We start from the raw sequence: 22,546 nt of genomic DNA, 5'->3' as shown, positions 1-22,546 counted from the left end.
GAGTGGAGCGTTCATCGCAGATTGTGACTAGTAACAATTTAAAATTGCCAGCAAATCGTATTTCATTCAAATGGATACATGCAAGTTTTAAGAAAAGTATCGTTATTATAGTTCTTATTGCTTTATGGGAATGTGCTCCTCGACTTGGGTTAGTAGACGCAGTCTTTTTTCCGCCTTTTCATGAAGTGGCGAATGCGCTATATCATCTCATAGCATCAGGAGAATTATGGAATCATTTTTCAGCAAGTATAGGAAGATCTCTATTAGGTTTTGGTCTAGCCATTCTAATTGCTATACCGTTAGGGTTATTAATCGGATGGTACCCACTCGTTAGTGATCTGTTGAATCCAATATTAGAAATCTTTCGAAATACAGCAACTTTAGCTCTCCTGCCGGTATTTATTTTGTTACTTGGCATTGGTGAAGTATCAAAAGTAGCCATCGTATTATTTGCTTGTACATTTCCGATTCTAGTGAATACGATTAACGGGGTAAAAACAGTTGATCCATTATTAATCAAATCAGGTAGAACACTTGGATTGAATCAGTTTAACATTTTCCGTAGAGTTATATTGCCTGCTTCAATTCCGACTATTTTTACCGGAATACGTCTATCTGGCTCAGCCTCGATTCTCGTACTTATTGCGGCTGAGATGGTTGGTGCGAAAGAAGGACTTGGTTTCTTTATTAATTCGGCACAGATGAATTTTCAAATTCCACAAATGTATGCTGGCATTATAACAATCTCGATTTTAGGACTTATCATTAATTACGGTTTGGTATCGATTGAGAAGAGGTTTTCGTCTTGGAAAAGTAATGTTAATGGATAGTGTACAACACAATAAATATAAGCTGACTAGTTAACTAGAAGCTTCTAATTGGATATCAATTAGAAGCTTTTTTTGTTAGACGGAGGATTAGCGACATGGAGGAGTAGAGATGAAAGTACGAAAGAGAATAATATACGCCCTATTGTTAGTAATAACAGTAGTGATTCTTTTATCCGCTTGCGGAAAGCAAGCACAAGGAAGCGAGACATTACAACGTGATGACGATGGTAAGGCAATATTAAGATATCAAGGGAGTACAGGTGGAGTTACTCTGCCAGAACTAGCAACCTATCTCGGATATTTCAACAATATTTCTTTGCAATGGGTTGGTAATGTTAATGGGGGGCCGCAAGATATTCAAGCTGCGGCTACGAATCAGACGGATTTTGGTAGTGCATTTAACGGGGCCATTGTGAAGTTACGCGGAAGTGGAGCCAAGATAACTTCCGTTATTGGGAGCTATGGAACGAATGAAAAAGAGCATTTGGGCATTTATGTGCTTGAAGATTCAGCCATTGATGGGGTTGAACAACTAGTAGGAAAGTCGATTGCTGTAAATACACTAGGGGCACATGCTGAATTCGCGATCAAAGATATTCTTCGCTCAGCAGGTTTAACGGATGCACAGGTTAAGGAGGTAACGCTCATTGTTATTCCACCTATTAATATGGAGCAGTCGTTAAGACAGAAGCAGGTCGATGCCATAATGACTAGTGGGATGATTCGAGAATTAATGATAGCCAATGGTGGAGTTAAGAAAATAGCGAGTGATTATGAGCAGTATGGTACATTCACTGCTGGTAGCTATGTATTTCGAGATTCCTTTATTGATCAATATCCTGATGTGGTCCGCGACTTTACACAAGGAGTTGCAAGAGCTATTGATTGGCTCAAAGTTACACCCAAAGAAGAAGTTATTGCTACGTACACGACGATTATTAATGATAGACAACGTGAAGAGAATACAAACGCGGTGCAATATTTTATATCTACTAGTATAGATAGTGATCATGGGCTGCTAACTGAAGAAGATTTCGCTCGGTGGTTAACATGGCTCATAGAGAATGGTGATTTGAAGGAAGGTTCTATTAAGCCAAGCGATGTATATACGAATGAGTTCAATGAGTTTGCTGCTCCTTAACCATAATGGGAACAAGGACAAATTCTAGATAGACCATAAACGGATAGAAAGTGGGAGATTGTAATGACAAAGCAAATCAAGCAAATGAAATTAGGAGCATTTTTCATGATACCGGGACATCATGTTGCTTCATGGCGTCATAAGGAAGCAAATACAGATGGAATTTTCAATTTTGATTTTCTCAAGGAATTAGCATTAACGGCAGAACGAGGTAAGTTTGATGCGCTATTTGTTGCTGATGGATACAGTTATGAACATAATGGAAAGGACTCGCAACGAGTAGGCATTAGCTTTGAGCCATTTACACTGTTGTCTGCAGTTTCTGCGGTAACCTCGAAAATTGGTCTTATCGGGACAGTATCTACGACGTACAATGAACCTTTTAATGTAGCACGCAAATTTGGCTCGCTTGATCTATTAAGCAAAGGTCGTGCTGGCTGGAATGTAGTAACCTCTGGTAGGGATAGTGAGGCACAGAACTTCAATCTCGATCAGCATTTGTTACATCATAACCGCTATGAACGTGCCGAAGAATTTGTTGATGTTGTAACAAAGCTTTGGGATAGTTGGGAAGATGATGCGATTGTTGCAAACAAACAATTAGGAATATATGCTGAAGGCAATAAAATTCATCCGATAAACCATGAAGGTCAATGGTTTAAAGTTAAGGGGCCGCTTAATATACCGCGTTCGCCACAAGGGCAACCTGTAGTTGTGCAAGCAGGATCATCGGATGATGGCAAAGAACTAGCTGCAAGAACTGCAGAAGTCATATTTACTGCATGGCAAACACTTGAGGAAGCACAGGCTTTCTATAAAGATGTGAAGGGCAGATTGAGCAAATACGGACGCCAAGAAGATGAATTGAAAATTATGCCGGGAGTATTTCCAATTATCGGAGATACAGAAGAAGAAGCATTGCAGAGGAAACAATATTTCGATAGTTTAATTCCTGAAGAACTAGGTATTCAATATATTTCAAGTTTTTTGAGTATTGATCTTTCGGGGCTTTCGATCGATGACCCAATTCCTCAATTGCCAGAGGTAGATTCTATCAATGGTGGAAAAAGTCGTTTCCAGTTGCTAAAGGATCTAATCACACGCGAAAATCTAACGATTCGACAGCTCTATACGCGTATCGCGGGAGCGAGAGGGCATCGTGAAATTGTTGGTACGCCAGAGCAAATTGCTGATCAGTTAGAGTTGTGGATTCAGAATCGTGCTGCGGACGGATTCAATATTATGCCACCATATTTGCCAGGCGGATTAGACGAATTCGTAGACAAAGTAATTCCCATCCTTCAACAGCGAGGTTTATTCCGCTATGAATATGAAGGAGATACGTTAAGAGAACATCTTGGTCTTGAAAAACCAATAAATCAATATAAAAATACGTTGGCGACCACAACTATTTAGTATAGAATAACGTTTATATAAATAGAGATTTGGATGGATTGGTTATATAGAAGGAAAACAACCAAGTACAAGAGATGAATTTTAGTCTCTTTTACTTGGTTGTTTTTATTTTTCATAGCATTATTGAAGGAAAAAGTCGGTACTACCTTAAGTAATTTAACTGGTTTTCTATCATTACAATGTAATTATTTGAACTTCCTTTGTTTGAATATACTTATAAATTGCATGGAGTACATTAAAATTAAATACAGCTTGTTCATTTGTGACAGCTAATTGGTTTTCCCCTGCTACTTGCTCTATAAAATAGATAATTGGTTTATCCATCATACCTAGCTCTTCATTAGTTATATTGCGAGTTTCGTATTTAGTTTCCCCATTTTCATCATAAAAACGAGTGAGATTACCTTCACCACTAAATAATGGCCAGTCCCAAATCACTGCCCCATGACTACCTTCAATTTGTGTAGTACTGCTTTCCTCTCCATGGCAACAAGCAGCACGCTCATATTGAACAACAACTCGGTTACTATCAACTAATGTAAATACTAAAGTCGCCCCCACATGTTGTTCTACTTCAGCATTTTCTTCTGTATCTAATTCATGATCAGTTGAAGGTGTTGTCATCCATGCATGTAATACTTCTACTTTTATCGGATTGAGAATCTCAATTAAACTTGTCATATCATATGGCCCCCAATCCATTAGAGTTCCGCCCCCACTAATTGTTGGATTAAGGAACCACTTACTTTGAGGTTGATATTCAATACCTGATCTTGCTCTTTTTCTACGTTGAATCCATTTGACTTGATACAACTCACCAATCTCACCATTATCTAATATCTGCTTTACTTCTTTTGTAATTCTCATCCCAACGAATCTAGAACTACAACAACTAATCGATTTTCCTGTCTTTTTAACTGTTTGTAAAATCATTGCGGATTCATGATCATTCATGGCTAGTGGCTTCTCACAAAGTACATGACGACCTGATTCTAATGCCATACATGTAATGTTTGCATGGGTGAATGGGGGAGTAGCCACGATAACGATATCATCTACCAATGCATCTTCTTCCAAGAGTGATAAAATATTATCTATAGGAACTACCCACTTGTATTTGTTAATAAATGAATCCATAGCTTGTTTATTTACATCGGTGATCTTTACAATGGGCCTCTCTTTTTGTTCATAATAACGCTCGATTGCTTCAACATGAAAACTAGCTATAGCCCCAGCTCCAACAATATAGATACGTTTTGTCATTTTATAATCTCCTTCTACATTCGAAAATTAGTCCTACATACCAATATATTTGAATTTTTCAACTAAAAAACCAATAAAATGTGGAATATTTGACTCATCTACATTAATGTCTTCAAGTAATTAATTGAACGTTGATAATTTTCTATCATACTTCGATTAACTTTAACATCTGATCTATGCCAAAGTTCCAATGATAACCATCCACTATAAGAGCAAGCTTTTAGTTCATTCACAATCTCAGACATCGAAATATCCCCTTCTAACAAATCTTCTGTTGGAATACTTCCAAATTGATTACGTAAATGCACTCCATAAATTCTTTTAGGATATTTTTTTATCCAATCTAATGGATTACAATCTGATGAAAGTGCCCATCCTGTATCTACACATAGTCCCACTTGGGCACTAGAATATTCTGTTACCGCCTTCAAATCACCAATTGAATGTTCGTATGATGCTGCATGATTATGCATGGCTGTACGAATTCCATATGGTTGGACCAATTCAGAAATTAATGTTAAATGTTCACCTTGTCGTTTAAAGTCATCATCTGTTTTATAAGGCTCTTGAATACGATAATCTGTATCTGCATTAACTAATAAATCGGTACCTTTTAATTCAGATAATGTTTCCGCAACAGGTAGAATTAAATCTTTCAATTTCTCTGTTAAGCCTCTCTCATGTAGTTGTAAACCAATATAACTAGCTGAAACAACTAAATCCGCAGCTAATACTTGCTTTGATAAATTTTGTAGTTGATTACTGTCTAGCTCAATTCCCGTTAAACCTGATTTTCGGCATTCTTCCATACAAACATCGAAATTCCATTCTCTTCCATCTCGTCTAAATCGCTCTGACCAAACCCACAAATTAGATGAAAATCCTTTGTATATCATGTCTACCCCTCCGATTTATCATTTTTTTGGTGCTAACACGTTCAATTTAACAAACACTGTGAAGAAATTCTCGCCATTATACGTAAAAATCTAGTCATATTTTCCACGAATGATATAATTATTGATAACACATTATCAAATCTAATAAATTGAGGGATACAGATGTATTTTGACGATATTAGAATAAGTAAATCTTTAATGTTTCAGGAAGGGTATTTTCTTTTTGAGGATCATGATACGCATATCCATGATATTTTAGAAGTGGGACTCATCATAGAAGACGGAGTAGCTTATCAATTCGGGGAAAAATTAATTACTGGAAATAAAGGGGACGTTTTCGTTTGTAGACCGTTCGAGCCTCACTGGGGTGTATCTGTTGTAGGCAAGAAGTTACCACATAAGATGCTCTTATTTATGCCTACATTAGCAAATTTGATCCCTGAAGGGTTCAAATTATTAGTTCCTTTTTATACGGAGTGGCTCAAATCACCATTGATTCCTGCGGAATCTTCTCAAGCTCAAATTATAGTAGAAAACTTCGATCGAGCGTTTAGCACGATCGAAGGAAATACAGATATACATCAATCCATACAATTTGTATGTCTTTTGGAAATCTTAATTCAAATCTATGATTACGCTAAGTTACATAACAATAAAAATACAATATCTAAAGATATGAATGATATTGTTTATTCGGTTCAGTACTTACTTCAAAACTTTAAAGAAGATGTAGATATAGAATCCGTTATTAATTTCACTGATTATAAAAAGAGTAAATTTTTTGAAAAATTCCAATCGTTTACTGGTACAACACCACATCATTTTTTGTTACGCATTCGTATACAATACGCCATGGATTGTTTGACTAGATTTTCTGAAATGAGTATCTTAAATATCTCTGAAGAATGTGGATTTCAATCACTTCGAACGTTTAATAACCAATTTAAGAAGTATACAGGTGTTACGCCCAGCCAGTACCGCACAGAACATTCTACCAATAATTTAGTTAATAAATATTTATGAATCTGTTTAGTATCGAATGAAGGGGATATAAACTAAGTTTTGGACAAATGAGCTAAATAGTGCTGAGGCTACCAAGTAAAAGAGATGATTTCTTGTCTTTTTCTGCTTGGTTTCTTTTATTTTATATAGCATTTTTGTGAAAAAAATAAATAAATAATAGGCAATGAAGTGATTGACAATATATTACTATTCCAATATCATATGTTATGAAAACGATTGCATAAAATTTATTAACAACATGTATTACTTCCGAAAATGAGGCTAAAAAGCACGGTATGTTGAATGATTTGTGCAAATTATGCCACATTTTTGTGCAAGCGTTTGCACAAAAGACTGAAAATTAGAAATTGGAGGGCATGAGATGTTAAAAAGACAGAAGAGATGGATCTCTATTTTTACAATCGTGGCGTTATTAATTACGCTATGGCCAATGACATTGCCGATAACTGTTTCCGCTGATGCAAGTTGTGGAATTGTAGCCGTTGATGGTGTCAAAGATTCTTACTGGAATTCATTTACAACACTAGGTACTTCTGAAACAAAAGGGCATAATGATTTCCAAATTAATAATTTGAAAATAACGAATGATAGCACTTATTTATATTATTGGATTGATGGAACGAAATTAGCGAATTGGGGGACAGAGAAAGGTGGACTTTTCTTAGATCTTGCACTTGCTGTTAATGATGGCAATGTTGGTGACAGTAAAGCAGCACCTTGGGGAGGCCAATATAATTTTGAAGGAACAACGATTGCCCCAACCTTCCATGTTCTTCATAGAATTATAGGGGAAGACCAAATTGATGGTGCAGCAATATATGCAGGAGCGGATTTCAATACTCCACTAGCAGCTTCATGGGATGATCTTAAAGGTAGTTCTTTTGCTGCGAAGGTCAGCACTGGATTCGAAGGTAAAATTCCATTAGCTCTACTTGGTCTATCGGAATATGATAGCGTTTCCGCAATTGCAGTACTTAGTGGTAATACTGCTACAGAGCATGGTGCATTTGATGTAATTCCAGAAGATCCGGCAAATCACATTGCTGCTTCATGGAACGAATCAGCTACTCCAAATGTCCAATCTACTTACTCTAATGAACATACAATTGCTTTTGGACAGACGCCAATCGCAATCTGTTCTTCTACGCCTAGTAACAATGCAATAGATGTATCTATTGATCTTGAGGAAGTATCGATCAAGTTCAATCAAGATATTACAATATTAGATGATTCACTACCTAGTATTGCAGGCATTAAAACAAATGTTACTGCTTCTACTCCTACGGATACAATCACGTTTGAACTAGTAGATAGCTTAGCGTACAACACTTCTTATACTGCGACAATTCCTGTTGGTACGATTGAAGGTGTAACGACCGCACAAAACGTTACATTCCGAACTGAGCAAGATCCAACGACATTGAATACTTACAATATTCACTATTTCAGATATGATGGCAAACAACTCGATTGGGATATGTGGTTATGGGGTGACGGATATCCACCTACTGCTGTACCTTTTACAGGGGTAGATGCTAACGGTTTTGCAACAGCAACAGTTTCCGCATACGATAATCAATTGAAAGTGATCACAAGACCTGGTAATTGGGACAGTCAAGAAGTTGAGAGATTACTAAAAATGACAACTGGTCAGCGTTCGGTTGATCTCTGGATGATCCAAGGCGATCCAACGGTTTACACGCGCTCAGAAGATGCGGATGTATCTGCTAGAGTTAAAGTGGCATTTGCAGATTCGTTGACGAAAATAAATGTAACGACAACACACGAAGTAGCTGCTAATCAAGTTGCTAACTTCAGCCTCTATAATGTGACGGATGATGTTGTAGTTCCAACAACTGCAACGAAGCTAAGTGCAACGTCTTATCAATTAACTACTGCAGCGAATAGCGTTGATGTAAAGGATGAGTATGAGGTTCATCATACTGCACTAAGTAGCTCCAAAGTAACGATGAGAAAAATATTGGATGATAATAAATTTTTCTACAACGGTACTGATCTTGGGTTAACTTACGGAACGACTGACCTTACATTCAAAGTATGGGCACCGACTGCTACAAAAGTGTCTTTAGCTCTATATAATAATGAAGGAGATTACAATGCCGAAGGTGATGTAATCGATCAAACAAATAGTAACCAACAATTATTAATGACGGAAGGTAGCAATGGTCTATGGTCTATCAACCAACCGAACACTATTGCTGCAAAATACTATATGTATAAAGTAGAATTTGCAGATGGTACGGTCAATTACGCCGTTGATCCTTATGCCAAAGCAGTTTCTGCTAATGGTGGAAGAACAGCGATTCTTAATTTAGATTCGACGAACCCTAGTAACTGGAATAACGATACTAAGCCACCAATGATTAATCCGACAGATGCTATTCTGTATGAACTACATGTACGTGACTTCTCCATTGCTGACGATTCAGGTGTTAGTGATGAGAATAAAGGGAAATATGCAGCATTTACTGAGGATGGTCTAGTTGATCAAGCTGGTAATAAGCTTGGTGTGGATCATTTAGCTGAACTAGGTATTACTCATCTTCATTTAATGCCTGCTTATGATTTCAAAACGGTGAATGAGTTAACAGTAGATGACCCTGACTCTACAGATTCGAAATTCAACTGGGGCTATGATCCACAAAACTATAATGTACCGGAAGGCTCATATGCAACTGATGTAACTGATCCTTCTATAAGAATTACAGAATTCAAACAAATGGTTCAAGCGCTTCATGATAAAGGAATTAGAGTTGTAATGGATGTTGTATACAATCATACGTATGACATTGACAATGGACCATTCGATAACGTCGTTCCAGGCTATTACTATCGTACAAATATTGATGGTACGTTCTCCAATGGTTCTGGTGTAGGCAATGAGATTGCTACAGAACGACCAATGGTTCGTAAATTTATTAAAGATTCTGTTCGTTATTGGGCAGAAGAGTATAATGTGGACGGTTTCCGCTTTGATCTAATGGGTATTATCGATACTACTACAATGGCTGAAATTACTGAGGAGCTTCATAACGAGGTTGATCCTACACTTCTTGTATATGGCGAGCCTTGGATGGGTGGCAGCACTCCACTTGCAGGTAGCGATCAGACATTGAAGGGATCTCAGAAAGATCTTAACTTTGCAGTATTTAATGATAATTTCCGTTCAGCCATTAAAGGAGATAGCGATGGAGACAGTAAAGGTTTTGCAACAGGTGAATTATCATCTATCACTGGCATTATGAATGGGATCAATGGTGCTATCAACGATTTTACTAATAGCCCTTCAGAAACAATTAACTATGTAACCGCACATGATAATTTGAATCTATGGGATAAGGTAGCCCGTACTCAAGGTTTATTCAGTGAGATGAACATGATTAATATTGTGAATGGTGTGCTAGCCGGTGGCGGTAATATCGATGACGCCGTTGCAGCAGCGAAACCTTATATTAAAGTGAATGAAGCTGATGTATTAAGTGATGAGACAGTGAAACGCTCTTTACTTGCGAATGGTATCGTATTAACGTCGCAAGGCATACCATTCATTCATGCAGGAGATGAACTTCTTCGTTCTAAATACGGAGATCATAACAGCTATCGCAGCCCAGATTCTGTGAATCAAATTAACTGGAGTAATAAAGACAGATTTACTGAGGTTAATGATTATTATAGCGGTCTTATTGCATTACGTAAGGCACATCCTGCTTTCCGGATGACAACAAAAGCCGATATTAATAACAATCTTAAAGTTCTTCAAAGTAAAGATGGCGTAGTTGCCTATCAATTGAAAAACAATGCAAATTATGATGAATGGAAAAATATTATCGTTATTTACAACGGAAATAAAACTGACGCAGCAGTGAACTTACCTGTAGCTGTTAATGGTTGGAATGTCGTTGTCGATAATAAGCAGGCTGGAACAACTGTTATTGATACGGTGACGACAAGTCAAGTGGTAGTTGCTGGTTTATCGATGATGGTACTTTATGATGAAGCGTCTTCTTATACATCAGTAGCCACAAGCATTAATGTAACATTGCCGAAGGTAGCTATCGAAGTAGGTAAGCAAATTATTGCTACAGCACAAGTGAAGGATCAGAATGGTCGCACGATGTCAGGTCAGACTGTAGACTGGTTGTCTTCCAATGCAGCAGTAGCAACAATTGATGCTACTGGCAAGATTATTGCAAATGCTAATGGTGTAACAACGATTACAGCGAAATTAAGCACCGTAGAAAAAGCAGTTACGCTTAATGTAGCTACATTAGTTCCAACGTCAATTAAGCTTAGTGGTGGTACATTTGTATACACGGATTACTCAACGAAGTTATCTGCAGTTGTGAAAGATCAATTCAATCAAGTAATGACGAATCAACCCATCCAATGGACAACAAGTAATGATCTAATTGCGATTGTTGATGGAACGGGTATCGTTAATGGTATTGCACCAGGTAACGTGACGATTACAGCGACAATTGGAAGTGTTTCTACTACGCATTCACTAGAGGTGAAAGCTTACGAACGTCGCTATATCCAATTTGAATATACTCGCCCTGATAAGGATTATACAGATTGGAGTTTATGGTTGTGGAACACGGGAGTTGTTAACGACCAAATCGAATTTACAGTTGTTAATGATGTAGCAATTGCTAAGGTGGAAATTGCACCAAACGTAACACAAGTTGGTTTTATCGTGAAAAAAGGTGCATGGGTAGAGAAAGATCCGGATATGGATCGCTTTGTAAATGTTCAATTAGATGAGACCTTTGTTAAAGTTCAGTTAACGAGCGGGCAAGCAGCAATTACACAAACGGCTAAAGTAAGTGGACCTGTAATCAATGGTGATGACGTAACATTCTATTATCGCAATGATGAGTTATATCGTCAAAATACACATCATACGATTCAAGGTGTGAAATTAAACTTTGCTGGTCAAGTTTATACAATGCAGTATGATGCTGCTGGAGAGTTCTATTATTACACGGTTGAAGATATTACTGAAGGCGAGTATGTGTATACGTTTGATGTAATGATTAATAACGTTACGACAACGATATCTGATCCTAAAAATACGGTAGATGGTATATCCAAAATCAAATATGAGGTAGTTCATGTTTCGGCTCAAGCGTCAGTATCACCAGCTTCTTTCAATTACGCTCAGCACGCGATATTGAAAGTTGAAACGGCAACTTCAATTGAACAAATTAATGGAATTTATGCGGATTTAACAGCATTAGGTGGAACTAGTCGAGTACCTGTAGATAAGATATTGAAAGAATTATCGCTTTCAGTTGTCGATAGTATCCAAGCAGGAACAAAAAATATTCCAATCACGATTTTAGATATTAATAATGTAGAACACAAATTTACTACAACTGTAAAAGTGGTTGCTCGTACTAATGTAGGAAGTAAAGATTTTGATTGGGATGAAGCCCGCATTTACTTTATGTTGACAGATCGTTTCAACGATGGGGATAGTAGCAATAATGATCCTAATGGGGAAAACTATGATACATCGCATCTTGAAACGTATCATGGTGGTGACTTCCAAGGTGTCATTGATAAGTTAGATTATCTTGAAGATTTAGGTATTAATACAATTTGGGTAACACCAATCGTTGATAATATCGACTGGAATTTAGGTTTTGGTCAGCCATGGTTACAACAATATGGTTATCACGGTTATTGGGCGAAAGACTTTACTGCGATCGACGAACATTTAGGTGATTTGGATACATTTAAAGAGCTTATTGAGAAAGCACATGATCGTGGCATGAAGATTATGGTTGACGTCGTGCTGAATCATACGGGCTATGGTATGGACTCGACAAAAGAGCCGATAGCAACAAGTAACTATCCAACTGCTAATGAGCAAGCCGTGTTCGATGGGTTAATAAGAACTTCTCCAATCGAAGGTGATGAAATACTCGGTGAACTTGCGTTCCTACCTGATCTAAGAACTGAAGATGAAGCAGTACGTAATCAAATCATTCAGTGGCAAGTAGATTGGCTTGATAAAGCACGCACAGACCGTGGAGATTCCATCGATTTCTATCGTGTAGACACGGTTAAGCATGTGGATTCAACGACAGTGAGCCAGTTCAAAAATGAGCTGACTAAGGTAGATAATGAATTTAAGTTAATTGGTGAAGTTTTTGGTGCATCTGTTGACGATCAACGAGGATATTTGGGTTCTGGTCAAATGGATTCCTTGTTAGACTTTGGATTCAACGATATAGCGGACAGATTTATTGATGGACAAATCGATGCAGTCGAAACTGCATTACAAGCTCGTAATGCAAAGCTCAGCAATACGGCTACACTTGGTCAATTCCTAAGTAGTCATGATGAGGATGGCTTCTTAATTGCTCATGCAGATAATGACGAAGGTAAGATGAAAGTCGCTGCGGCTTTGCAAATTACCTCAAAGGGTCAGCCTGTTATTTACTATGGTGAAGAGCTAGGTATGTCAGGGCTTAACGCTGATTTTGATGCTAATCGCTTTGGTGAAAATCGATATGATATGCCTTGGGATGAGCTTGAAGAAAGATCAGATATGCTAACACATTATCAGAAACTACTTAATGCTCGCGAACAGTATTCCAAAGTATTCTCTAAAGGTGATCGTACAAAAGTAGCGGGTGGGGACTCGGATCAATACGTAGTATTCAAGCGTAGCTATAAAGGCAATGCAGTGTATGTAGGTTTGAATACGACAAATGTTGAGAAAGAGCTCAGCTTTACAGTGACTGCAGCTGTTGGCACGAAGCTAACTGAGTTGTACAGCGGCGTGAAGTATACGGTAAGTAAAGATCACAAAGTAACGTTACCTTTACCAGCACGTTCAGCTGGAGGTACTATTTTATTAGCTGAAAATGCTCCAACTAACAGTACGGGTAACAATAATAATAATGGCGTTGAATCAACGAAAGTAATTGTCAATAGTGATCATGTTGTCAATGGGCAATATGTTGTTAGCTTGCCAGCTGATGCTACAGAAGTGGAATTTGATCTGGCACTTGCCAATCTACCACTAGTTATCACATCAGGTGATGCTACTATATTATTGTCAGCAGAGCAATTACAAGAGCTACAAAAGCAAGGTCTAACATCAATTACGATTACAGTAAAAAAAGTTGATAATGCACAGGATACTACAATTAATAACTATGGTGAGCAACATCACGTGAACCTGGAACGTCAGAGTGCTACGATTAGCTTCTCGGTAAAAGGTAAAAATACTCAAGGGAATGCAGTTCCTGTTGATCACTTTGTGCAAGGGGTGAATCTATCCTTCAAAGCACCTAAGCAGAGTGCAGAGCAATGGCTAGGTATCTATCGTATTAATGAAGATGGATCTTTAAGTTATGTGCCAACGTCTTTAGTTAATGGTCAGTATGTAGCAACCGTTCATACGAGTGGTGATTATGTGTTGTTGAACTACAATAAACAGTTTAATGATGTACCGACATCATTCTGGGCATATGATCTCATTAAACGTGCAGCGGCAATGCAAATCATATTAGGCACAACAGAGGATACATTCTCACCTAAAGGTAATATTACAAGAGCAGAATTTACTACAATATTAACTAGAGTATTAAATCTTGAAGATGGTTCTGCATCACCATTTAGTGATGTCGGTTCCGATCGGTGGTACAGTAAATCGATTAATGCTGCTTATGCGGCAGGTCTAGTAAATGGTCGATCAGATACACAATTTGTCCCGAATGGAACGATCACTAGAGAAGAAATGGCAACATTAATCGTTCGAGCATTTGAATTTAAGCTAGGGCACGAATTAGAAGATGGAACGGCTACAACGTTTGCTGATGAAGCAAGTATCGCTCAATGGGCGATCGAAGCGATTGAGAAAGCGACTGCAGCTGGGATAATAGAAGGCAAAGGTCACAATAATTTTGATCCGAAGGGCTTACTTACACGTGCTGAAGCAGTTAAGGTGTTACTACTTCTGGATGAGCAACAGTAATTAAATAGTTCATCTAATTAGTTGAAGGGTTCGCAGTTACATGCAAATGTAGCTACGAACCCTTTGTTTTGTAATCCACATCACAGAATATGAAAAAACTGATTAAAATCTATACAAAATAGCTTTAACAATATATCTTAAAAATTGTCATGATGATACTATTAATGGAAAGAAGCTATTTAAATAGTAACTAGTAGTGGAAGGAAGTGTACAGTGAAAAATAGAGTTGCTTGGATTGTTATTTTATTGCTTGTTATAGTTAGTATTGGATTGTTAGGGAACTTATATATTGAGGATGCTTATGCCGCAAATGGTGATCCACAGACAATTTATGCAGTAGAAGACACCACAATTATTTATGAGGGTACTGGTGGATCGAAGATTATGTATGAGGATGGAAACCTCGGATATCTTGATGTTGGTTATCAAGGAACATTTGGCGTGCCTTTGGAGGTTCAAGTGTTGCTGAAGTATAACTTACCTGATATTCCAGAAGGGTACGAGGTAGAGTCTGCCAATCTTTATTTCCCCATGATTGGTGGTAATATTCAAGGAGCAGCCAGCTTTTCATTGAAGGCTTCATCTAGCTTGAATCACGATTGGATTCAAGATACTATAGCTAGTGAAACTTTACCAGCTCCTATTGCGGGATCTACAATAGCTAGATCTGTAGCTACAAATGCCCCAATTGCTAAGCCTGTTATTGGTCCCTTTGATTTTACAAGTTACGTCTCCAATGAAATTTACAAGACTAATCCTCGAGCAACATTTATATTATCAGCATTTACTGCTGAGCAAGCAGCAGCTGCGAATATAACATTTCTTGATCATTATATCCAATCAACTGAAACGCATATGGGGGGTACTGCGCGCCCTTATTTAATGATTACCTATACTGAGATGGTCAATATTGAGATAACAGGTGTAACGGATGGCAGTTTTTATAGAAATAATGTAACGCCTCATTTTAATGTTGGAACAGCGACTTTGAATGGAGCTCCTTTCACGCTTGGTACGACTATTACAAACGAAGGTACATATACGTTAACGGTTACACAAGGCAATCAAACACAAACGATTCAATTTACAATAGACAAAACACGACCTACTGCAACCGTTGTAATAAATAATGGAAGCTTGTTTACCAATAATGAATATGTCAATGTAATTATTACACCAGATTCAGGCGTGAACGATATTGTTAATATGCGCTATTCGGTTAATGATTCTCCTATATCAACTACTCAATCATACTATTCACCATTTTCAATTGGGGTTGGATCTGAAAATGGTGAAAAAACAGTTAGTGTTGAATTAATAGATGCAGCGGGCAATAAATCTCCGCTTTATTCTTGGGATTTTGCATTGAATACCACAATACCTACAGGAAATTTAACCATTAATAGTGGTGCTGCCTATACAACAAAGCGAGAGGTAGATCTACTCATTGCACCCGATACAGGTGCTAATGAAATTGTTAGTATGAGATTTTCGACAGATAATATTTATTGGTCTACTATAGAAAGCTATAACCCGAGTAAAACATATACATTGCCGTCAGGGGATGGAAACAAAACAGTTTATGTGCAGCTTCTTGATCGTTTTGGCAACCTTGGCGTTTTGCAAAGCAGCATTTTGTTGGATATGACCCCTCCTACAGCTTCGGTTCTCATTAATAATGGAGACGAGTATGCCAATAATATTAATGTAGCCATTGAAATAACTCCGGATACAGGCGTGAACGATATCGCAGCTATTAGATATACACTTAATGGTTTGCCACCAACGACGATTGCATATACAAACAGTTTTGCGATTAATGTAGGAAGCACAAATGGAGAGAAAGAGATTACCATTACGCTAATTGATGCTGCAGGACACACTTCTACAGTATATAGGGAAACCGTAACGTTAGATACGTTACATCCAACAGGAGCTGTTGCGATCAATGGAGGAGCTGCCTACGCAACGGATGCTGAAGTATCGCTTGGTTTCTCACTGGGAGTAAACGTGGATGATGTCGTAGGGGTGCAGTTCTCGAATGACGACCAGTCATGGTCAGTACAGCAGAGCTACAGTGCAAGCACGAGCTACACGCTGCCGACAGGTGATGGCAATAAAACGGTTTATGTTCGCTTCATTGACCGAGCAGGTAACATTGGCACGGCTCAAGCTAGCATCGTACTGGACACAACAGCACCGACAGGCACATTAACGCTGTTAACACCAAGCATTACGAATTCAACCGAAGTATCTTTGACGGTTACAGGAAGTGACGCTGCCTACATGGAGCTAGGTGAGACAGGTCAGGCTTACGGTGCACGAGTGACTTATAGTGCAACTCCACAAGCTTACACCTTGCAGGATACAGCGGAGGATGGCGTGAAAACGATACAGGTTCGCTTGACTGACTTGGCAGGAAATACAACAGTACTGACACAAACGGTTACGCTGGATCGAATTGATCCAACAGGGACAGTTGTTGTGAACGATGGAGAAGCGTATACGAAAGATTCAGACGTAGTTGTTAGTGTGACTCCAGCAGCAGGTGTAACGGATATCGCGAGTATTCGCTATAGCGTCAACGGAGGATCACCAACGACGATTGCGTATACGAGTAGCTTCCAGATCGATGTAGGCAGCACCAATGAAGCGAAGGCAATTACCGTTCGTCTCATTGACGGTGCTGGAAATGAATCACCTGTATATAGTTCTAGTGTGACGTTAGACACCAAATCGCCAACAGGAATGGTTACCATTAATGAAGGAGCTGCCTATACAACAGATGTTGACGTAGCGCTTGATTTTACATTAGGAGCAGGTGTAACGGATGTCGTGTACGTGCAGTTCTCCAATGACAATCTCACGTGGTCGTCTGAACTGGAATATAGTGCAATCATGAGCTATACACTGCCAACAGGTGACGGAAGCAAGACGGTTTATGTTCGCTTCATTGACCGAGCAGGTAATACAGGCACGGCTGAAGTAAGTATTATACTGGACACTACTCTGCCAATAGGAACGATGGTTATTAACAATAATGATCAATTTTCAAATTCACTTGAGCTAGAAATAACGTTAACTACACCAGATCCAAGTGATATAGCGGGAATTCAATTCTCTTCTGATGGAACAACATGGTCAGCACTAGAAGCATACAAGAATTCCAATCAATTGATAGTAGTAGGAAATGGTGAAAAGACTGTTCACGTTAAATTTATTGATAAGGCTGGTAATGAATTTACGACATCAAGCTCTATCTATGTCGATACAGTCAAACCAGTTGTATCCATTTCTATTCAAGATGGTGCAGTAATTACATTAGATGAAGATGTATCACTAACGATTAACGCTTCAGACCCAGGTCGTGAGCTAGAAACTGTTAATCTTGTAATGGAGTTATCTCATGATGGAATTAGCTGGTTACCCGTGGAAAACTACATTCATAGCAAAGCATGGACAGTAAGTAGTGGCTTTGGTACTAAGCAAGTTTATGTTCGAATTACTGATGAAGCTCAAAATGTATCGAATATGGTAAGTGCGTCTATTGTATATCGCTCTATTCCTCAACTAGAAAATAGTACAGTAACTGCGAAAGAGGATACACAATATTCCTTTGGTTTAACAGATTTCCAGTATACGAATGAAGATGCTATTGTAGTAGATTCATATACGATAGTTTCATTACCCCAGCATGGTCTATTAACACTGGAAGGTAAAGAAGTTGTAGCGGGTACAGTTGTTACAGCAGCCGAACTTGCTAAGCTTATCTATGTACCAGAGTTGAATTGGTTCGGCTCTGATCAGCTTATATGGCATGCGAGTGCAGATAATGTTATGGCAGATGTCAATGCTACCCTTATTATTTCGGTTGCATCGGTTAACGATATACCTTCAGTAGAAAAATTCGATGTGACAAAAACTGACTTTAGCAAGGTACAGGGCACACTTGTTGCCCAGGATGTAGAAGGTGACTCGTTAACTTACTATATTGTTGATGCTCCTCTTGAAGGTAAAGTTACATTGAATGAACTTACAGGGGAGTTCGAATTTGTACTTGATCGAAATGTAAACGGCACTTATACATTTACTTATCGTGTATTTGACGGTATCGATTATTCTAATACTGCTATAGTAACGATTAAGTACGCAGTGAGCTCACCGACTACAACACCTACACCGTCGCCTACATCAAATGTTAATCTTAAGTTTGGAGAAAATGGGCTGGAAGTTGATATTACAGGTCAAGTCAATATTCAAGGAAACTCTATTTCGATTCATTTAACAGAAAATCAGCTTACTCAGTTAAGTGCAGAGCAACAAAATCAGCCGGTAGTATTGAGTGTATCTGCGACATATCCTAATGCTCAGCTTGTGCTAGAGAAAAAAGCGTTAGAGAAGCTTGTGGAAAATGGCAATAGCATTGTATTTTCGACGACAGGGGTACAATATATACTTAGTAATCAAGAATTGAAACAGATGTTAACGAATAATCACAGTAGTTTTATCATTAACATTCAGCAAGCATCAGCGGATTTAATTGCCAAAGCACAGAATCAAGCATTGAAAGGTGCATATCAATTAATAGGAACACCGGTTACGATTGAATTGTTAGCGCAGAATGATGAGGACAGTCCTCTTAATTTACCAGGATTAGGTCAACTAGTATTGAGCTCAACGAATATAGGAAATAACATTTCCTTAACAATGTTGTTGAACGCTTCGAATGTAGGGGATAAGATCTCGCCAACAGCCTTGTTAAAGTTTCTACCTAATGGCGAGCTAACACCGATATTAGCAGCCATTTCTATCAATGGTCAAAGTTATCAAGTTGATGTAACGAACTATGGAGCAGGTACTTATACTCTTATTAGCAAGCAACCACAATTTACCGATGTATCTGGCTGGTCTAAGGATGCAATTGAGTTATTGGCTTCCAAACTTATTCTAAACGGTGTAGATACGACGAATTTTGAACCAGATCGTGCCATAACAAGAGCTGAATTTGCTAGTATTATTAGTAAGGCACTTGGGTTAGTGAATACGTCCAGTTCATCGGATTTTACTGATATTACTGCTGATGCTTGGTATGCAGATGCAATAGCAACAGTCGCAGAACTTGGTTTTATGAATGGCTATACTGACGGTACTTATCGACCATCTCAGCAACTTACGAGAGAAGAAGCTATGGTTATTGTTGCTAGAGTATTAAGCTACCTAGAAACAAATCTTGTATTATCTTCTGATGAGATTGATAACATTCTTACTCAGTATGGTGATCAAGATCAACTGGGCAATTGGTCAAGATTAGATATTGCTTTAACCGTGCGTGAAGGAATTATTAACGGTAACAACGGGCAGTTGAACGCAAAAGATAATATCACGAGAGAGCAGATTGCTGCTATTATCGTTCGTTTACTAGAGCGAACGGAACTATTATAGTATGATCAATACAATTGAATTAATTGAACTTATAGACGAAAGTCAAATACAACACGAATTTCTTTTCTCATTGTTTGTTTCAACCCTTGCAGTCGAAATGGCTGCATGGGGCTGGAGCAACCCTCAAGCCTTACTATTTCTTTCCTCACAATATGACATACAACAAAGATCATACAAACAGCAGTTCCGTAATTTGAAGACCTATATGATGTTTCAAGCTGAGCAAACTGGTAGCATTAGAATTGTAAATCTTATTATTACGTCAAATATGCAGGGTTTAGGTATTGGAACCTCAGTATTACGATTTCTGCAGAGGAATGCTGGGCAACAGCATAAATCTATCGATCTTTCTGTTGAGAATACGAATCATGCGAAGCAATGGTATATACATTTAGGGTTTGCCGAGGTCTCCGTTCAAGACTGGAATAGCAGTATGAGCTGGTACCCTGAACAATTAGCAACCAACTGCTTTATTGAGGAAAGGTTTGAGGTGCGCTGGAATATTAATTAGGACGAAGTGCCCGATTTATTAGGTAGAGGGATTTTAGCAATGGTGTAGGTCAGCCATACAACACAACAGTTAATATAAATAAGGTGGATATTCAGGAGCTTAACTGCTCTCGAGTATCCACCTTATTTTAATGTTCATAGAATTGCAGACTAAACTTTAAGGGGCTCATGACTAAAGGATGGCGTTTCAATTTGTATTGTTGAGTGCTCAATGGCGAATTTATTAGCAATAAGAGCTAATGCTTGTTGTAGTACAGCTTGTTGATCAGCATGTTCTTCAATTACGAGATGACAGCTTAATGCTTCGAGATTAGAAGTTATAGTCCATATATGCAAATCATGTACTTCTAACACATGAGGGATTTGACCTAATGATTCGAGCACTTTGGCTTGATCAATATGATAGGGTGTACCTTCCATTAAGATATGCACAGATTGCTTAAGTACTCCCCAAGCGCCACGAAGAATAAGTAATGCAACGATGACGCTAATAATCGGATCAGCATAGTACCATTTGAATGCTAACATTATTAATCCTGCGACAATGGCACCTACTGAACCGAGTGCATCTCCAATGACATGTAGATACGCACTACGCATATTGATGTTATTTTTCACATCGCCTTTTCTCATTAGAAAATATGCGGATAGTAAGTTAGCTAATAACCCAATACAAGCGATAAGAATCATGGAACCACTAGCAACGGTTGGTGGCTCAACAAACCTTTTGAATGCTTCCACGATGATAATGCCAGCAACAAAGAATAGTGTCGCACCGTTCAATAGTGCTGCTAATATTTCAATACGATGAAATCCATACGTGCGTTTGGGAGACGATGCTTTAGCTGCAAACCAAAATGCGATTAAGCTGAACAATAGGGAGCTAGCGTCACTAAGCATATGTCCACTATCTGATAATAAGGCGAGGCTATTCGTTATTAATCCTCCGAAAAATTCAAGTACCATAATAGTTGCAGTAATAATAAGTGCAATAATAAGTCCTTTGCGATTTCCTTCGATATCACCATGATGATGATGTAACCCATGGCTATGATCATGATCATGGTCGTGTGTATGCGTATTTGTGTGATCATGATCGCAACTACTATGTGAATCCGATTTTTTTGTACTCATTAATATCCCTCCCAAAACTTTTCATTAACTTCTCGAGTTTCTACTTCGTAGATGAAAAGTAGCATCGGAAGCATAGACTTAACTTTTCATTAACTTCTCGAGTTTCTACTTCGTAGATGAAAAGTAGCATCGAAAGCATGGACCTAACTTTTCATTAACTTCTCGAGTTTCTACTTCGTAGATGAAAAGTAGCATCGGAAGCATGGACCTAACTTTTCACTAGTATTTATTAGTGATGTTCTGCATGCTCGATGGCTTGCTTCAACAATGAGATAACATGTTCATCATCACAAGAATAGATGATGGATGTGCCTTCTCGCCGAGTTTTCACAAGTCTTAAAGTTTTTAATAAGCTAAGTTGGTGAGATACAGCCGACTGTGAAATTGATAGTATTTCTGTGATGTGATTAACAGAACATTCTTCTTGAGATAACATATATAATATTTTAATACGAGTTGGATCGGAAATGGCTTTGAATATTTGGGCTACTTTGTCGATCGTATCCACATGTAAGTATTTATGATGTTGACTATCCATAGGGCACCTCTCTTATGTGTTTTACTATATATGAGCATATGCTCATATATAGTAAAACACAGTTAGCTCTACTAGTCAAACATTATTTGATCTAACAATTCAGCCATAGTGTTAACGAGTGAATGTGATATTATTCCAATCATTCAAAATATATAAAAGTAATAATAAAGCTACAAAAACGAATTGACATATTTACGTTCAAGTATTAATATAAGTAATCATAGTAACTAACTCGGGATTATAAAATTTAGACTCTACTGGACAGCCAGAGATGCCTAATGGGCATTATCTCGTTGTCTTTATTTTTAGTTGAGAAACTCATCAGAAAGCAAATGAAAA

The 22,546-nt window shown here is 38.1% G+C and carries 11 protein-coding genes; 7 read left to right on the top strand and 4 right to left on the bottom strand.

Going from position 1 to position 22,546, the window contains the following annotated elements:
• Positions 1–2 precede the first annotated feature (2 nt).
• The 3 genes from NV377_RS07440 to NV377_RS07430 all read left to right on the top strand — a co-directional run bounded on the left by NV377_RS07440 (position 3) and on the right by NV377_RS07430 (position 3,387).
• Positions 3–830 carry an ABC transporter permease gene (locus tag NV377_RS07440; RefSeq protein ID WP_373425809.1) on the top strand — a complete coding sequence of 276 codons (828 nt, stop codon included), beginning with the start codon at positions 3–5 and terminating at the stop codon, positions 828–830.
• A gap of 109 nt (positions 831–939) precedes the next feature.
• Positions 940–1,971 carry an ABC transporter substrate-binding protein gene (locus tag NV377_RS07435; RefSeq protein ID WP_258200568.1) on the top strand — a complete coding sequence of 344 codons (1,032 nt, stop codon included), beginning with the start codon at positions 940–942 and terminating at the stop codon, positions 1,969–1,971.
• Between the two features lie 63 nt (positions 1,972–2,034).
• Positions 2,035–3,387, top strand: coding sequence for an LLM class flavin-dependent oxidoreductase (locus NV377_RS07430; RefSeq protein ID WP_258200567.1), 1,353 nt, complete (start codon positions 2,035–2,037; stop codon positions 3,385–3,387).
• 174 nt (positions 3,388–3,561) lie between these two features.
• Here NV377_RS07430 and NV377_RS07425 read toward each other — a convergent pair whose 3' ends face one another.
• Positions 3,562–4,650: a Gfo/Idh/MocA family protein gene (locus NV377_RS07425; protein ID WP_258200566.1), complete on the bottom strand. Its 1,089-nt coding sequence runs from the start codon at positions 4,648–4,650 to the stop codon at positions 3,562–3,564.
• A gap of 98 nt (positions 4,651–4,748) precedes the next feature.
• Entirely contained in the window at positions 4,749–5,546 is a 798-nt protein-coding gene (locus tag NV377_RS07420) for a sugar phosphate isomerase/epimerase family protein (protein ID WP_258200565.1), read from the bottom strand.
• 162 nt (positions 5,547–5,708) lie between these two features.
• On the opposite strand from NV377_RS07420, the gene NV377_RS07415 reads away from it, so the two are divergent.
• The 4 genes from NV377_RS07415 to NV377_RS07400 all read left to right on the top strand — a co-directional run bounded on the left by NV377_RS07415 (position 5,709) and on the right by NV377_RS07400 (position 20,536).
• Entirely contained in the window at positions 5,709–6,569 is an 861-nt protein-coding gene (locus NV377_RS07415) for a helix-turn-helix domain-containing protein (protein WP_258200564.1), read from the top strand.
• A gap of 361 nt (positions 6,570–6,930) precedes the next feature.
• Positions 6,931–14,583 carry a type I pullulanase gene (gene pulA, locus NV377_RS07410; RefSeq protein ID WP_258200563.1) on the top strand — a complete coding sequence of 2,551 codons (7,653 nt, stop codon included), beginning with the start codon at positions 6,931–6,933 and terminating at the stop codon, positions 14,581–14,583.
• A gap of 213 nt (positions 14,584–14,796) precedes the next feature.
• Positions 14,797–20,025, top strand: coding sequence for an S-layer homology domain-containing protein (locus tag NV377_RS07405; RefSeq protein WP_258200562.1), 5,229 nt, complete (start codon positions 14,797–14,799; stop codon positions 20,023–20,025).
• A gap of 1 nt (position 20,026) precedes the next feature.
• Positions 20,027–20,536: a GNAT family N-acetyltransferase gene (locus NV377_RS07400; RefSeq protein ID WP_258200561.1), complete on the top strand. Its 510-nt coding sequence runs from the start codon at positions 20,027–20,029 to the stop codon at positions 20,534–20,536.
• 149 nt (positions 20,537–20,685) lie between these two features.
• Here NV377_RS07400 and NV377_RS07395 read toward each other — a convergent pair whose 3' ends face one another.
• Both NV377_RS07395 and NV377_RS07390 read right to left on the bottom strand, forming a co-directional pair.
• Positions 20,686–21,669 (bottom strand): cation diffusion facilitator family transporter, encoded by a 984-nt coding sequence (locus tag NV377_RS07395; RefSeq protein WP_258200560.1) that lies wholly within the window; start codon positions 21,667–21,669, stop codon positions 20,686–20,688.
• Positions 21,670–21,898: 229 nt separating this feature from the next.
• Complete coding sequence (locus tag NV377_RS07390) at positions 21,899–22,207, bottom strand: ArsR/SmtB family transcription factor (protein ID WP_258200559.1); 309 nt, start codon at positions 22,205–22,207, stop codon at positions 21,899–21,901.
• Positions 22,208–22,546 lie beyond the last annotated feature (339 nt).

Source organism: Paenibacillus endoradicis (assembly GCF_024721975.1).
Note: the sequence above shows the minus strand (reverse complement) of the source record. Positions and strands in the feature narration are given on the sequence as shown.

Excerpts from the sequence above, each read along its gene's own strand:
- NV377_RS07400 (WP_258200561.1), top strand. The coding sequence starts at position 20,027 with ATGATCAATACAATTGAATTAATTGAACTTATAGACGAAAGTCAAATA.
- NV377_RS07420 (WP_258200565.1), bottom strand. The coding sequence starts at position 5,546 with ATGATATACAAAGGATTTTCATCTAATTTGTGGGTTTGGTCAGAGCGA.
- NV377_RS07415 (WP_258200564.1), top strand. The coding sequence starts at position 5,709 with ATGTATTTTGACGATATTAGAATAAGTAAATCTTTAATGTTTCAGGAA.
- NV377_RS07430 (WP_258200567.1), top strand. The coding sequence starts at position 2,035 with ATGACAAAGCAAATCAAGCAAATGAAATTAGGAGCATTTTTCATGATA.
- NV377_RS07390 (WP_258200559.1), bottom strand. The coding sequence starts at position 22,207 with ATGGATAGTCAACATCATAAATACTTACATGTGGATACGATCGACAAA.
- NV377_RS07395 (WP_258200560.1), bottom strand. The coding sequence starts at position 21,669 with ATGAGTACAAAAAAATCGGATTCACATAGTAGTTGCGATCATGATCAC.
- NV377_RS07435 (WP_258200568.1), top strand. The coding sequence starts at position 940 with ATGAAAGTACGAAAGAGAATAATATACGCCCTATTGTTAGTAATAACA.
- NV377_RS07425 (WP_258200566.1), bottom strand. The coding sequence starts at position 4,650 with ATGACAAAACGTATCTATATTGTTGGAGCTGGGGCTATAGCTAGTTTT.
- pulA (WP_258200563.1), top strand. The coding sequence starts at position 6,931 with ATGTTAAAAAGACAGAAGAGATGGATCTCTATTTTTACAATCGTGGCG.